Genomic DNA, 12,973 nt, shown 5'->3' on the forward strand with positions numbered 1-12,973 from the left:
ATTTTGTGGATAGGCTAGCAAAGCTAGCCCGCCAGATTCCTGGCGTAAGGGTGCGCGCCGTGTGAGCGCCGCGTAAGCGTAAAAATAATAGTAATGCCATTACGCTGCTATCCCTTTAATTTTACGTGTGAGAATCGCAATGGTTTTTTCTAAATAACCAAAGCGAATCACTGCTTGCGGCGAAACTTCTATATGCAGCTGTGCCACTAACTCCTCGCGCACCGTATGAAACTTTCCAACCAGCATGGCCGCTTGTGAACCCGCAGATTCCTCCACCTCTTCATTCCATTCCATCACTTCCATCAGGAGTGCGTGGTCAGGCTTCATCGTTGCGTTATCGCCCTGCACTCGAATACCCTGAAGCTCCAAAATATGTACGGCGCGCAGGTAATCATCTTTTAACACACGATACGCATCATTTGCCGCTGCCGATGCCAGAGCCGCTTTTTGCCGCTCCGCATCACTCTTGCCCATTTGACGATCAGGGTGTGCGACTTGCTGTGCCCGCACATAAGCCCGCTGAAGCGCCTCTGCATCCTGCACAAATGAAGGCTCAAAGCCTAAGGTTTGGAAATGGTTGTGCATTCTAAACGTGGAAAGATTCACCGCAGCCGCAGCGACCTTTTTCATTTGGGTTAGTGAAGGTGAAGCCGCTCTCTAACTTATCATCTTTATAATCCATCTCGGTACCCAAGATGAACATGATGGCTTTGGGATCAATCAGTACTTTCACGCCTTGAGCTTCGACCACTTCGTCAAATTCGCCCACTTCATCAGCATATTCCAATGCATAGGATAAGCCCGAACAACCGGCCGTTTTCACGCCAATCTTAATACCAGCCGAGGGTTTACCACGACTCGCCAAGAGCGCCTGAATTTGTTCAGCCGCCGCTTCAGTGATTTGGATTGCTGCGGGAAGCGCCATAATTCGTTACTTACGCTGCTTCTGCAGAGCCATTCTTCTCACGATAATCAGTCACAGCCGCTTTAATCGCATCTTCAGCGAGAACAGAGCAGTGAATTTTTACCGGAGGAAGCGCAAGTTCTTGTGCGATTTCAGTGTTCTTGATCATCGCCGCTTCGTCGACGGTTTTACCCTTCACCCACTCCGTGATGAGCGAGCTTGAAGCGATTGCAGAACCACAACCGAATGTTTTAAATTTAGCATCTTCAATCACGCCATCGGTACCGACTTTGATTTGAAGCTTCATAACATCACCACACGCAGGTGCGCCAACAAGGCCTGTTCCTACTGTGCTATCTTGCTTGTCCATGGAACCTACATTGCGTGGGTTCTCGTAATGATCGACTACTTTTTCCGAATATGCCATTTTAATGCTCTCTTTCTATTCACTAATCACAAACTACTCATTACTGCGCGAGGCGCCTAATGTGCCGCCCACTCAATTTTTGATATATCGATACCTTCTTGCGCCATTTCCCATAGGGGGCTCATTTCGCGCAAGTGGTTAATGCTTTTCTTAATTAATTCTACTGCATAATCTACTTCTTCGCGGGTCGTAAAGCGCCCGAAGCCAAAACGGATAGAAGTATGGGCTAAATCTTCGCCGACACCAATTGCACGCAACACATAAGAAGGCTCCAATGATGCTGAAGTACAAGCCGAGCCGGATGACACTGCAAGTTCTTTAAGCGCCATAATCATAGATTCACCTTCAATGTAAGCGAAACTGATATTCAAGTTACCGGGGATCCGTGCTTCGCGATCACCGTTAAGGAACACATCTTTAATGTTATCCAGAATCTCTTTCATGAAGTGATCGGATAGCGCTTTAACGTGAGCGGTATCTTTTTCCATCTCTTCACCAGCGATACGTGCCGCTTCGCCGAGCCCCACCACCATCGGTGTTGGCAACGTACCAGAACGGAAGCCACGCTCCTGCCCGCCTCCAGAAAGGATAGACTTAATACGAACACGCGGACGACGGCGCACATAAAGCGCACCAACCCCCTTAGGACCATAAATTTTATGACCTGAAATAGACATCATATCGATGTTCATCGCTTCAATATCAATCGGAATTTTACCGAAAGATTGTGCAGCATCCGTATGGAACAAAGTACCATTAGCACGACATAACGCGCCAATCTCGGTTACCGGTTGAATCACACCAATTTCGTTATTCACCATCATGATGGAAACGAGAAGTGTATCTTCGCGCAAAGCAGCTTTCAGAGCCTCTAGATCAATCAAACCATTGGTTTGCACAGGAAGATACGTAATCTCAAAACCTTTTTGTTCTAGCTGGCGGCAGCTTTCAAGCACACATTTATGCTCGGTTTGCGCCGTGATTATATGTTTCTTCTTCGCGCCGTAAAACTCAGCGACGCCTTTAATGGCGATGTTGTTTGATTCGGTCGCGCCGGAAGTAAATACGATTTCCTTCGGATTTGCGTTAATCAACTTCGCTACTTCTTCGCGTGCAATTTCAATTGCCGCTTCGGTTTCCCAACCGTAAGCGTGGCTACGTGAATGCGGATTACCAAATTTTTCCATGAAGTACGGCATCATTTTTTCCATAACGCGCGGATCCATTGGCGTAGTCGCCTGATTATCCAAGTAAATTGGGAAACGAATATCGCCTGATTTGGGCATTTCGCGGGAGATGTTAAGTACGTTTGTCATCGTGTTTTTAATACCTTACTAATTTGGTCGGACTATAGCGCTTTATAGTGATAACTGCAAGTCTTATGCAAGTCTTTTCGGCAGGGCTACGGCGGGTTGCGAGTAGTTCTCAACTAACTTCCTCCATGCTGCGATAAATGCATCCAGCTCTACTTCAGTCGTCGCCCACCCCATAGAGATACGGATAGCCGAGGAGGACTCTTCTTTGCTATAACCCATCGCTTGCAGCACATGGCTCGCTTCAATACGGCCAGAAGAACAGGCAGAACCGGCGCTTACGCAGATTCCTGCTAAATCCAAATGCATCAATTGCAACTCGCTCGATAAGCTGGGAGTAATGATCGAAATCGTATTCGCCACCCTACCTGCGCCCTTAGAAATCAGGCGTGAGGTTGGAGAAATCGCAAATATCTCAGTCTCTAGTTTTTCACGTAACGGCATAAGATTTGATAGATCAGGTAAATTATCGATAAGCGCCGCAAAGCCAGCAACCGCCGCGATATTCTCAGTTCCAGCACGGCGGCGTTTTTCTTGTCCGCCCCCCAGCATTTGTGAATTGAGCTTCACGTCGTTCTTCACAATAAGCGCACCCACGCCGACAGGTCCGCCGACTTTATGCGCGGCAATGGTCAGCATATCGACGCCTAGCGTCGTAAAGTCAAAAGTGAGCTTACCGACCGCCTGCACTGCATCCGTATGCATAAGCCCGCCATATTTATGCACGAGTGCCGCAATTTCACGGATAGGCTGAATAAGGCCTGTCTCGTTATTGACCAGCATGACAGAGACTAAAGCACTCTCACACCCCTGAAGCGCCTTCTCAAGCGTGCCTATATTAAGCAAGCCATTCTCTTCAACGGGCAGAATCATAGTTCCTGTCGCTGCTTTCGCAATCTCAATGATCGATGAATGCTCGGTCGCAGCCACCATCAAGCTGCGCCCCTCTATGCCTTTAAGCGCGAGGTTATTCGCTTCTGTACCATTTGCCGTGAAGATCACTTCATCTGGCCATGCAGAAATATAATTCGCGATTGTCGTGCGTGAATCTTCAAGTACCTGCTTCGCCTTGCGCCCCATAGCGTGGATCGAAGAGGCGTTAAGCGGTAGTGCATCTAGCTCACCCATCCGTTCGCGCACCTGCGGTAAGACCGGCGAAGTGGCGTTATAATCCATGTAGATGGGAGGCTTCATTTAGGCACACTCCTCATTCAACTGCGCTAGAGTGCGCGAGCCTTGCGTTAGACTACCAAGCGTTACGCTACCTAAATATTCGCTAATTTGTGTGCCTAAGCCTTTCCAGAGTGAATGGGTTAAGCAGCGTGAGGTTTTGATCATGCAGCCACTTTTTGGGTCACCATCGCAGCGTGTCATTTGCAGCGATTCATCAACCGCTTCAACGATAGCAAGGATTGTCACGTCATTCACAGCCTTAGTCAGCACATAGCCGCCACCGGGGCCACGAACGGATTTCACTAAACCTGCCTTACGAAGTTTAGGAAAGAGTTGCTCCAGATAAGACAGCGGCAACTCCTGACGTTCAGCAATATCAGGCAAGCTTTGCGGCTTCTCTAATTCAGCGAGCGCTAAATCTACCATCGCCATAACGGCATACCTTGCTTTGGTCGTTAGAATCATCTTTTAATGTATTTCCCAACGGTTGATAGTTTCAATATCGCTATCACCCAACATATTTTCTAGTTGCTGCAGACGCTGTTGTAAGCCACGAATTTCCACGTGCATTTCACGGATAGACTTAATGAGCGGATCATCATCACCCGCTGCAACACAATAAGCATCGAAACCTTCGCCTTTTTCCTGTTTGCGGGCGGTGACGGAATGAGCAGGAACGCCCACCATAACTGCCTCAGCTTCAACATCGCGCACAACAACCGCGTTTGAGCCAATGCGCGAACCTTCACCAATGGTGATCGGGCCAAGCAGCTGAGCGCCGGCACCCACAATGACATTATTTTCAATAATCGGATGACGCTGTTTACCGCGATCATCACCACTTGGTGCGACACCGCCTAGAGTAACATCATGATAGAGTGTCACATCGTCGCCAATGATTGCCGTTTCGCCAATCACCGTTCCAAAACCGTGATCTACGAAGAAACGTTCACCAATGGTCGCCCCCGGATGAATCTCAATCGCCGTGATTAATCGGCCAATATGCGACACTAAGCGACCAAGCAGGAACAGCTTCTGCTTCCACAGCCAGTTTGACACACGGTAAATCTGCAAAGCCTGAAAACCCGGATAGCATAAAACTACCTCTAGAGTCGATCGTGCCGCAGGGTCACGCTCAAAGATGGCTTTAATATCTGATTTTATGCGCTTAAACATTGCAAAAACTATCCACTTCCGTTAATTAACCCTCTTGTTTAAGGAGTTGTTGCGGCCATTTACCACAAAATTGGTGAAAAACCCAGCAAAACCTTACTTTAAAGGTCAACTATTCTGAGTCGTACCCTACATGCCTGATATTATCATCCCCGGCCCTGAAGGCCGCATCGAAGCTCGTTATCACCACGCTGAACAGCCTGGAGCGCCTATTGCGCTCGTGCTTCACCCCCACCCGCTTTACGGCGGAACGATGAATAACAAAATCGTTTATCACCTGTACCACGCGTTTGTACGCCATGGTTTCTCGGTGATGCGCTTCAACTTCCGTGGCGTTGGCCGCTCACAAGGCACGTACGATGAAGGTATCGGCGAATTGTCTGATGCTGCATCTGCGCTAGATTGGCTTCAACAGCAAAATCCAGAAGCTTCGACTTGCTGGATTGGCGGATTCTCATTCGGTGCTTGGATTGCGATGCAACTACTAATGCGTCGCCCAGAGATTGAAGGCTTCCTCACCGTTGCCCCTCCGGCGAATCTCTATGATTTCTCATTCTTGGCGCCATGCCCATCATCGGGCCTTATCGTTCAAGGTAATCGCGATGAAATCGTGCCGCATGATGATGTGATCAAGCTGAAAGAAAAAGTGATTACGCAAAAAGGTCGCGTGATTGATTATGCGGAAGTCAATGGTGCAGATCACTATTTCCGTAATCAGCTAGACGAGCTGAACAGCGTCGTTCACGAATATATGACAGGTCGTCGCGCTGAGTTTACGGGCCGTCGTCAGCCGCCTGATAAGCGTCGCCGTCAATTACCGCGCGAGTAGTATTAAACACCAGATTATGAGAGCATTTAGCAGCGCCAGCAATACGGCAGCACTGCCTGTGTCTTTTGCCTTCTTCGAGAGCGGATGTTTCTCATCTGATATCCGATCAATCGTAGCCTCAACCGCCGTATTGAGAAGCTCTGTGATGAGGATGAGAAAAATGCTCCCCACCAAGAGTGCTTTTTCTACACCCGTAATATCGAAAGCGAATAATGCTAGAGGAATCAGAAGGGCGCTTAGCAGCAATTCCTGCTGAAAGGAGACCTCCTCTTTCGTTGCAATCGCTAGCCCGGCCAAAGAATAGCCTAATGATTCAAACTTATGGCGAATATCAAATAACTTACTTTGCGACATAACTGGCTCCCTTTTTCCATTCGATAAACTGCGCTAGTTTCGGCGCGCAATCTGGTAATTTTAGCACCAATAAGATGACAACCACTCCGTTAACACAAGCTAAAGCCGTAAAGAGAGCCACCACATCTAAACCCATCTCCAGTAGCAACACCGCTAGCAACATCGCCGTCACAATAAAGGCGGAGTTGATAATATTTCGGGCCGCAATAATACGCGAACGTTCCTTGCGACCTACTCTGGCTTGAATCAATGTATAAAAAGGCACGACATAGATCCCACCGGCAAAGGCAGTGAAAAACATCCAGAGCAGTAAATAAAGGTTACCGCCAACCGCTAGAAATGCGTCGATACCCATCAGCACTTCGACCTCATGCATCGGCGTGGATTGCCACATCATAAGGCCAATAAACAGGCTCATCGCCAAAGCGGATAGCGGAGCGTAAATTGCGGTCACTTTATCTTTCAAAACATAGCGACAAGCCAGCGAACCGAGTGAGACCCCCACCGTAAAGACCGATAAGAAGAGGGTGTAAACTTCGTTATCCGCGCCCACCCATTTGGCATAAACAGGGAATTGAGACATCATAATAGCAGATACAGCGATAAACCATGAGAGCCCCAAAATCGCATAATAAACCTGACGATTTTCAAATGCAGCAAGGGTGACCGATAGGGCTTCTTCTATAATATTATAGCTCACTCGCTTATCTGAATCTGCAACAGCAATGGCCGGAATAAAAAAGCTGGCAATCAAGCCTAATAGAGCAGCACCTATAACGGCGAATCCTGCAATTTGAGAAGCATAATCAAACTCATAAACTAAGCCGCCCAACGTTAACCCTAACAAAACGGAAAGATAAGTGGTCGCAGATACTTTTCCATTGGCAGAAACTAGGCGATCCTCGCCCACTAAATCTGCGATAATGCTGTATTTCACAGGGCCAAAAAAAGCAGATTGTACGCCGCTCAACGCCAAAGTGAAGATCAGCAAGGTAATATTCTCCATATAGAATGCGTAGCAGCCCAGCGACATAATCAAACATTCCGCTAACTTTATGTTTATAATGAGTTTTGCCTTATCCATCTTATCTGCCAACTGCCCTGAAATGGTTGAAATAAACGGAAATGGAAGCACCAGTAACATCGAACATAATGCGATTAATACCGGTGCACTCAAGCTCGCCTCTGGATTGGCTGATCCGTAATAAACAATCAGCACCGCCAAAGCACTTCGGAAGAAGTTATCGTTCAAGGATCCTAGGAACTGTAATATCAGAAGAGCGCTGAAGCCCTTGCCTGCCGTTGTTATTTCTTTGTCTTCTTTTTTTATCATTATGTCCTCCTAAAACACTTGCATTAGAGAAATAATAGCATATTATTGAACACTGATCAATAATAATTATGAACGGTGTTTATTATGGCTCGACGAAGCGATCATTCACGTGATGAAATCAAGCAAATGGCGATCCTCAAAGGAGTCGAGATCATCAGAGAACATGGCTTAAAGGAACTGAGCGCCCGCAAACTAGCAACGGCTATCGGCTACACGGTCGGCACGCTCTATAACGTTTTTCAAAACCATGACGATATTGTGGTCCATATTAATGCGGCCACGCTTGATGTCATGACCCACAACATCGCCCAACTCTCAAGCGAGCTTACCCAAGCCCCTACCCTAGAAGAGGCAATCCGTTTACTATCCTTTAGCTACTTGGCATTCGCCAAACAGGAATATCATTTATGGAATTCTGTATTCGAGCATGACATTAGCAAAGACGACCTCCCCAGCTGGTATCAGGACAAGACCGGCGCGCTATTTGGCGTTATTGAGAGCCTATTATTAGCCAAACCAACCTGCAATCCGCAAGAAGCCAGCACCCATGCAAAAGTGCTCTGGGCCTCTATTCATGGTATTTGCAGCCTCAGCATGAATGGCAAACTTGCATTGCTTGATGCGGCTCCGGTTGAAACGCTTATCGAGACATTCTTAGGTAACTATAAGCTACTGAGTGCTTGAACCCTCAAGAAATGAAATACACCGCGCCGCCAGAAACAGGATGCGTTGCACCGGTTGTTTCAGGGAAAGTCAGTGGTTTGCGCTGGAGAGCTCGAACGGCAAAATAAGCAAAGGCCTGCGCTTCTAATCCGTCATTATCCCAACCTAATTCGCTAGCGAGTACTACATTGCCGCAATGTTTACGCAGCTTTTCAACCATCGTTTTGTTATGGCACCCGCCGCCGCAGAATATCCATTGCTTTGGCATATCAGGGAAATATTGCGCAGCAAGGGCGATACTACGCGCTGTAAAGGCAGTGAGCGTTGCGGCACCCTCTTCCAACGATAAATGTTCAATCGGAGACAGCGAGAACGCATTGCGATCCAATGATTTTGGATAGGCTTGCTCGAAATACGGGTGACTTAAGTAATAATCTAACAGCGCCTCATCCACCTTACCGGCAGCCGCGAAAGCGCCGCCCTCATCGCATTGCATATCGTCACGATGTTGTTTTACCCAGTCGTTCAACAACACATTTCCCGGCCCCGTATCAAAGGCGCTAATGCGGCCATCTTCGTTCAACCAGCTAATATTGGCGATACCTCCGATATTGATAACCGCGAGTGGCTTCGGTAAATCACGTGCTAATGCCGCATGAAAGAGCGGTACAAGCGGAGCACCCTGCCCACCTGCGGCAATATCAGCACTGCGAAAATCATTTACGACCGTAATACCGGTTTTCTCAGCCAGCAGCGCACCGTTACCAATTTGGATAGAAACGCCATCTGTAGGACGGTGATCGATCGTCTGCCCGTGAAAGCCGATCACCTCAACCGGCTTATCAAAATCGGCGAGCAATTGATTGACCGCCTCCGCGTGTAACAAGGTTATATCACGCTCTAACAAGCCTCTATCGGGCGATTCACGGTAGACGCCACGGTGCAACCGCTTTTGCATTTCAGCATCGTAAGGCAGCGTCAAAGACGGCCCTTGCTCCAATACCGATTCGCCATCGCTTAGAATCGCCGCGACATCAATTCCGTCTAGCGAGCTTCCACTCATGAGGCCAATGGCCCATATTGGCGTATCGTTCATATTGCAATCTCCTCCCATGTGAGTACAACAGGGGCTATGACATTCCAATCCAAATTTTTAAGCACGCTGTTTGAGCGCGGTTTTATCCATCAGCAAACCGATGAGAGTGGCCTTGATGCCTACCTCACCGAGCATGAGAAGAACGGCACGAGCGGCGTCTGCTATATCGGCTTTGACTGCACGGCAAACAGCCTTCACGTAGGCAGCCTATTGCAAATTATGACACTACGCTGGTTTCAACAATGCGGCCATAAGCCGATTATCTTACTCGGCGGCGGTACTACCAAGATCGGCGACCCTTCCGGTAAAGATGAATCCCGCAAACTCCTTGATGACGCCGCGATTGAAGCGAACAAACAAGGCATCCGTCAAAACTTTGAAAGCTTCATTAATTTCGATAATGCCGAGTTAGTCGATAACGCCGAGTGGATTGATAAACTGAACTATCCAACCTTCCTGCGCGATGTAGGGCGTCACTTCTCAGTCAACCGCATGTTGAGCATGGATAGCGTCAACTTACGCCTGGAACGTGAGCAAAATCTAAGTTTCCTAGAGTTCAACTACATGGTTTTTCAAGCTTATGACTTTACCGTACTGGCTGATAAATACGATTGCCGTTTGCAAATTGGTGGCTCGGATCAATGGGGGAATATTACTCAGGGCACCGATCTAAATCGCCACATCAGCTCCGCCAAAGGTGAAGAAACGACCAAGCTATTCGGCCTAACCACCCCGCTTATCACCACTTCATCCGGTACAAAGATGGGTAAGACAGCCGCCGGCGCAGTATGGCTAAACCCAGAGATGCTCTCGCCTTATGATTACTGGCAGTTCTGGCGTAATACCGAAGATGCCGATGTGGGCCGTTTCCTCAAATTCTTCACTGATATGCCGATGGATGAAATTGCCAAGCTCGGAGCTATGCAAGGCGCTGAGATTAACGAAGCCAAGAAACTCCTCGCTAATGCAGCGACGACACTCCTACATGGCGAAGACGCAGCTAAACTCGCCGCCGAAACCGCACAGAAAACCTTTGAACAAGGCACTGTGGGTGATGACTTACCAGAATTCACGGTTAGTGCATCAGAACTCGCCGAAGGCATCCCCGCTTTCAAACTATGGCACATGGCTGGGCTAGCCTCATCCGGCAAAGAGGCGCGCCGTTTAATTCAAGGTGGCGGTGCGAAGTTAAATGACGAGAAAGTGGAGAATGAGATGTTCGCGGTAAACAACTCTGCCCTTACCGGTGACGGCTATGCCAAACTCTCTGCTGGAAAAAAGAAACATGCGATTCTTCGTGTTGCTTAAGGCTCATTTAACACACCGTTAAACCTAGACTGCCAAATATCATTTCACCTTTGAGGTATTTTGTATTAGCATCTAAAAAACGAATCTTACGAGTGAGGCACCTATGGGAACCGAAGAATACGTTTATGAATACCCGGATTATCCGCAGATGAAGGCTGATTTCAGTATTCCAGACCAATATTACGAGCGGTATACGCCAGAAGATCAAGACGTTTGGCGCTTTTTATATAAGCGTCAGATGGAACTGATGCCTAAATATGCCTGCCAAACCTATCTCGATGCGCTGGAAGACATGCCTATTACTGGCGATGAAATCCCGCATTTCGACGCGATTAATGAGAAACTCTATGCCGCGACAGGTTGGGAGTTAGTCCCCGTTCCCGGCTTAATCCCCGCGCATAGCTTCTTTACGCATCTGGCGACGAAGGCCTTCCCTGTCACGCATTGGATGCGCCCTAAGGATAGGATCGATTACCTGCAAGAGCCTGACTTATTTCATGACTTATTCGGCCATGTCCCGCTCCTCATGAACCCGATATTCGGTCAGTATCTCTCTGCCTTTGGACGCGGCGGCTGTCGGGCACTACGCATTGGCGATGAGAAATCACTCGAAAACCTGACCCGCCTCTACTGGTATACGGTCGAGTTCGGCCTCATGCGTGAAGCAAATCAAACCAAAATTTACGGTGCAGGTATTCTCTCCTCCCCTGGCGAAGTGGTCTTCAGTATCGATAGCCCGTCGCCCAACCGGATCGCTTTTGATATGAAGCGTATGATGCAAACCGATTTCATTATTAGTGATTACCAAGAGAGTTATTGGGTGATTGATCATTTTGAACAGCTGTTTGAAGCGACTAAACCTGATTTCAAAAAAATCTATCAAGAACTAGCCCCTCAGCCAGTTTACCGCCCAGAGCAAACCCTCGAAAAAGATAAGATCTACACCACAGGAACCGGCGAATATCACCGTGCAAAAGCGAGCTAGATAACACCTGCTTCACTTATTTTTGGATAGATACTCTTCCAACGCAGATCTTACTTGCGCTCTTTTACATTTTAAGCCAATCAGTGAGTATGTCTTTAGGAAATGATCTCGAACGCGTAACGGAAACTGGCTTATTTGCCAGCCGTTGGTTGCTAACTCCGTTTTATATTGGCCTTGTTGGTTCGCTTCTACTGTTAATGAACAGTTTTGTGCATGAGTTTATCGGCTTTTTCTCGCAGCTTGCTACCATTAGCACAAATGATACAATCCTTGCCGTCCTCACCCTGATTGACCTTACACTGGCCGCCAATCTTGTGATTATCGTGACTTTCTCAGGTTATGAAAATTTTGTCTCAAAGTTCGATATTGACGACCATAAAGATCGCCCAGCATGGCAAGGAAAAGTCGATTTTTCTGGTCTGAAGATGAAGCTTGTCGCGTCAATCATCGCCATCTCAAGCATTCACTTACTCAAAGTATTTATGGATGTTGCGAAATATGATGAAAAGATCATCCGCTGGATGGTGATTATTCATGTTATCTTCATCACGTCAGGCGTCATGCTCGCACTGATGGATCGCCTCATGTATAGCTGGCGCAATAACACCACTAACAATTAGTCACTGCCGCTTAAGGCTGCGGCGCCTTATCGAAGAGTCTAAAGAAATTCTCAGTGGTTTGCGCAGCAGCAGCTTCCAATGAAACCTCTTTCAATTGCGCTAAATATTCGCAAGTATGGCGCGTATAGGCAGGTTCATTGCGCTTCCCACGATGCGGCATCGGCGCGAGATACGGCGCATCAGTTTCCACCAACACCTTATCCAGCGGCAAGTCTTTTGCGATGGCTTGAATTTCTTTCGCATTTTTGAACGTCAAAATACCAGACAGCGAGATCGTTAAGCCCAGCTTAAGCACTTCATCTGCCAGCCATTTCGTGCCGGTAAAACAATGGATGAGCGCTTTGAAATCACCTTTGGCTTTCTCTTCTTTCAGAATCGCAACCGTATCTTCCTCTGCATCACGGCAATGGATGATTACGGGCAGTCCCGTTTGGCGGCTCGCTTCGATATGAATACGGAAACTTTCTTTCTGCAGGCTCACATGGTCGATGGAATGGAAGTAATCCAGTCCCGTTTCACCCAGCCCAATCACCTTCGGCTTATCGGCAGCCTCCACGAGCTCGCCTAGCGTAACTAAAGGCGCTTCCTGTACATTGCAAGGATGCACCCCAACCGAACAATAAATTTGCTCATGATCTAGCGCTATTTTATGGATCGTTTCAAACTCACTCATGCGCGTGCAGATGGTTTGCAACAAGCCCACCTCCGCCTCAGCCGCATTCGCCAATACCGCATCAAAATCCTCCTCAAAATCAGAGAAGTTCAAATGGCAATGAGAGTCGACGATAAGCATGC

The 12,973-nt window shown here is 47.9% G+C and carries 16 protein-coding genes; 5 read left to right on the forward strand and 11 right to left on the reverse strand.

Annotated features, from left to right (window positions below; translation table 11 throughout):
* Window positions 1-99: 99 nt before the first annotated feature.
* The 7 genes from hscB to cysE form a co-directional block, all read right to left on the reverse strand.
* On the reverse strand, window positions 100-630 hold the full coding sequence (gene hscB / locus P8P30_02525) for a Fe-S protein assembly co-chaperone HscB (GenBank protein ID MDG1286420.1): 531 nt from the start codon (window positions 628-630) through the stop codon (window positions 100-102).
* A complete protein-coding gene (locus tag P8P30_02530) occupies window positions 587-925 on the reverse strand; it encodes an iron-sulfur cluster assembly accessory protein (GenBank protein MDG1286421.1) in 339 nt (112 codons plus the stop codon). The genes hscB and P8P30_02530 overlap by 44 nt, the downstream gene beginning before the upstream one ends.
* Window positions 926-935: 10 nt before the next feature.
* Window positions 936-1,331, reverse strand: a complete 396-nt coding sequence (iscU, locus tag P8P30_02535) for a Fe-S cluster assembly scaffold IscU (protein MDG1286422.1) — start codon at window positions 1,329-1,331, stop codon at window positions 936-938.
* 56 nt (window positions 1,332-1,387) lie between these two features.
* Window positions 1,388-2,617 carry an IscS subfamily cysteine desulfurase gene (locus tag P8P30_02540; GenBank protein ID MDG1286423.1) on the reverse strand — a complete coding sequence of 410 codons (1,230 nt, stop codon included), beginning with the start codon at window positions 2,615-2,617 and terminating at the stop codon, window positions 1,388-1,390.
* 93 nt (window positions 2,618-2,710) lie between these two features.
* Window positions 2,711-3,838, reverse strand: a complete 1,128-nt coding sequence (locus P8P30_02545) for a cysteine desulfurase family protein (GenBank protein MDG1286424.1) — start codon at window positions 3,836-3,838, stop codon at window positions 2,711-2,713.
* On the reverse strand, window positions 3,839-4,282 hold the full coding sequence (locus P8P30_02550; protein MDG1286425.1) for an Rrf2 family transcriptional regulator: 444 nt from the start codon (window positions 4,280-4,282) through the stop codon (window positions 3,839-3,841). It lies immediately after the preceding gene.
* A 3-nt stretch (window positions 4,283-4,285) separates the two neighbouring features.
* Entirely contained in the window at window positions 4,286-4,993 is a 708-nt protein-coding gene (cysE, locus tag P8P30_02555; GenBank protein MDG1286426.1) for a serine O-acetyltransferase, read from the reverse strand.
* Between the two features lie 130 nt (window positions 4,994-5,123).
* Here cysE and P8P30_02560 point away from each other — a divergent pair, with 130 nt between their 5' ends.
* Window positions 5,124-5,819: an alpha/beta hydrolase gene (locus tag P8P30_02560; GenBank protein ID MDG1286427.1), complete on the forward strand. Its 696-nt coding sequence runs from the start codon at window positions 5,124-5,126 to the stop codon at window positions 5,817-5,819.
* Here the strand turns inward: P8P30_02560 and P8P30_02565 are convergent.
* Both P8P30_02565 and P8P30_02570 read right to left on the reverse strand, forming a co-directional pair.
* Complete coding sequence (locus P8P30_02565) at window positions 5,805-6,173, reverse strand: diacylglycerol kinase (GenBank protein MDG1286428.1); 369 nt, start codon at window positions 6,171-6,173, stop codon at window positions 5,805-5,807. The genes P8P30_02560 and P8P30_02565 overlap by 15 nt on opposite strands.
* The gene (locus tag P8P30_02570) at window positions 6,160-7,506 is read right to left on the reverse strand and encodes an MFS transporter (GenBank protein ID MDG1286429.1); all 1,347 of its coding nucleotides are present in this window, start codon (window positions 7,504-7,506) and stop codon (window positions 6,160-6,162) included. Before P8P30_02570 ends, P8P30_02565 begins: the two co-directional genes overlap by 14 nt.
* Window positions 7,507-7,590: 84 nt before the next feature.
* Between P8P30_02570 and P8P30_02575 the strand changes: the two genes are divergently transcribed.
* A complete protein-coding gene (locus P8P30_02575) occupies window positions 7,591-8,190 on the forward strand; it encodes a TetR/AcrR family transcriptional regulator (protein ID MDG1286430.1) in 600 nt (199 codons plus the stop codon).
* A 4-nt stretch (window positions 8,191-8,194) separates the two neighbouring features.
* Here the strand turns inward: P8P30_02575 and P8P30_02580 are convergent, their stop codons facing one another.
* Window positions 8,195-9,265 (reverse strand): anhydro-N-acetylmuramic acid kinase, encoded by a 1,071-nt coding sequence (locus tag P8P30_02580; GenBank protein ID MDG1286431.1) that lies wholly within the window; start codon window positions 9,263-9,265, stop codon window positions 8,195-8,197.
* Between the two features lie 36 nt (window positions 9,266-9,301).
* Between P8P30_02580 and tyrS the strand changes: the two genes are divergently transcribed.
* From tyrS to P8P30_02595, 3 genes are all read left to right on the forward strand, one after another.
* Window positions 9,302-10,573 (forward strand): tyrosine--tRNA ligase, encoded by a 1,272-nt coding sequence (gene tyrS / locus P8P30_02585; protein ID MDG1286432.1) that lies wholly within the window; start codon window positions 9,302-9,304, stop codon window positions 10,571-10,573.
* Window positions 10,574-10,676: 103 nt separating this feature from the next.
* Window positions 10,677-11,558, forward strand: coding sequence for a phenylalanine 4-monooxygenase (phhA, locus tag P8P30_02590; GenBank protein MDG1286433.1), 882 nt, complete (start codon window positions 10,677-10,679; stop codon window positions 11,556-11,558).
* A gap of 89 nt (window positions 11,559-11,647) precedes the next feature.
* Window positions 11,648-12,178, forward strand: coding sequence for a TIGR00645 family protein (locus P8P30_02595; protein MDG1286434.1), 531 nt, complete (start codon window positions 11,648-11,650; stop codon window positions 12,176-12,178).
* A gap of 10 nt (window positions 12,179-12,188) precedes the next feature.
* On the opposite strand, the gene P8P30_02600 is transcribed toward P8P30_02595, so the two are convergent.
* On the reverse strand, window positions 12,189-12,971 hold the full coding sequence (locus P8P30_02600; GenBank protein ID MDG1286435.1) for a TatD family hydrolase: 783 nt from the start codon (window positions 12,969-12,971) through the stop codon (window positions 12,189-12,191).
* Between the last annotated feature and the right edge of the window lie 2 nt (window positions 12,972-12,973).

The sequence above is a fragment of the Rickettsiales bacterium genome (assembly GCA_029252805.1).
Lineage (GTDB): Bacteria > Pseudomonadota > Alphaproteobacteria > Rickettsiales > JALZUV01 > JALZUV01.

Bases quoted from the DNA above. Each gene is read 5' to 3' on its own strand.
- P8P30_02550 (MDG1286425.1), bottom strand. From the start codon at position 4,282: ATGATTCTAACGACCAAAGCAAGGTATGCCGTTATGGCGATGGTAGAT.
- P8P30_02530 (MDG1286421.1), bottom strand. From the start codon at position 925: ATGGCGCTTCCCGCAGCAATCCAAATCACTGAAGCGGCGGCTGAACAA.
- cysE (MDG1286426.1), bottom strand. From the start codon at position 4,993: ATGTTTAAGCGCATAAAATCAGATATTAAAGCCATCTTTGAGCGTGAC.
- P8P30_02570 (MDG1286429.1), bottom strand. From the start codon at position 7,506: ATGATAAAAAAAGAAGACAAAGAAATAACAACGGCAGGCAAGGGCTTC.
- P8P30_02600 (MDG1286435.1), bottom strand. From the start codon at position 12,971: ATGCTTATCGTCGACTCTCATTGCCATTTGAACTTCTCTGATTTTGAG.
- hscB (MDG1286420.1), bottom strand. From the start codon at position 630: ATGAAAAAGGTCGCTGCGGCTGCGGTGAATCTTTCCACGTTTAGAATG.
- P8P30_02595 (MDG1286434.1), top strand. From the start codon at position 11,648: ATGTCTTTAGGAAATGATCTCGAACGCGTAACGGAAACTGGCTTATTT.
- P8P30_02545 (MDG1286424.1), bottom strand. From the start codon at position 3,838: ATGAAGCCTCCCATCTACATGGATTATAACGCCACTTCGCCGGTCTTA.
- P8P30_02575 (MDG1286430.1), top strand. From the start codon at position 7,591: ATGGCTCGACGAAGCGATCATTCACGTGATGAAATCAAGCAAATGGCG.
- iscU (MDG1286422.1), bottom strand. From the start codon at position 1,331: ATGGCATATTCGGAAAAAGTAGTCGATCATTACGAGAACCCACGCAAT.
- phhA (MDG1286433.1), top strand. From the start codon at position 10,677: ATGGGAACCGAAGAATACGTTTATGAATACCCGGATTATCCGCAGATG.
- P8P30_02560 (MDG1286427.1), top strand. From the start codon at position 5,124: ATGCCTGATATTATCATCCCCGGCCCTGAAGGCCGCATCGAAGCTCGT.
- P8P30_02565 (MDG1286428.1), bottom strand. From the start codon at position 6,173: ATGTCGCAAAGTAAGTTATTTGATATTCGCCATAAGTTTGAATCATTA.
- tyrS (MDG1286432.1), top strand. From the start codon at position 9,302: ATGACATTCCAATCCAAATTTTTAAGCACGCTGTTTGAGCGCGGTTTT.
- P8P30_02540 (MDG1286423.1), bottom strand. From the start codon at position 2,617: ATGCCCAAATCAGGCGATATTCGTTTCCCAATTTACTTGGATAATCAG.
- P8P30_02580 (MDG1286431.1), bottom strand. From the start codon at position 9,265: ATGAACGATACGCCAATATGGGCCATTGGCCTCATGAGTGGAAGCTCG.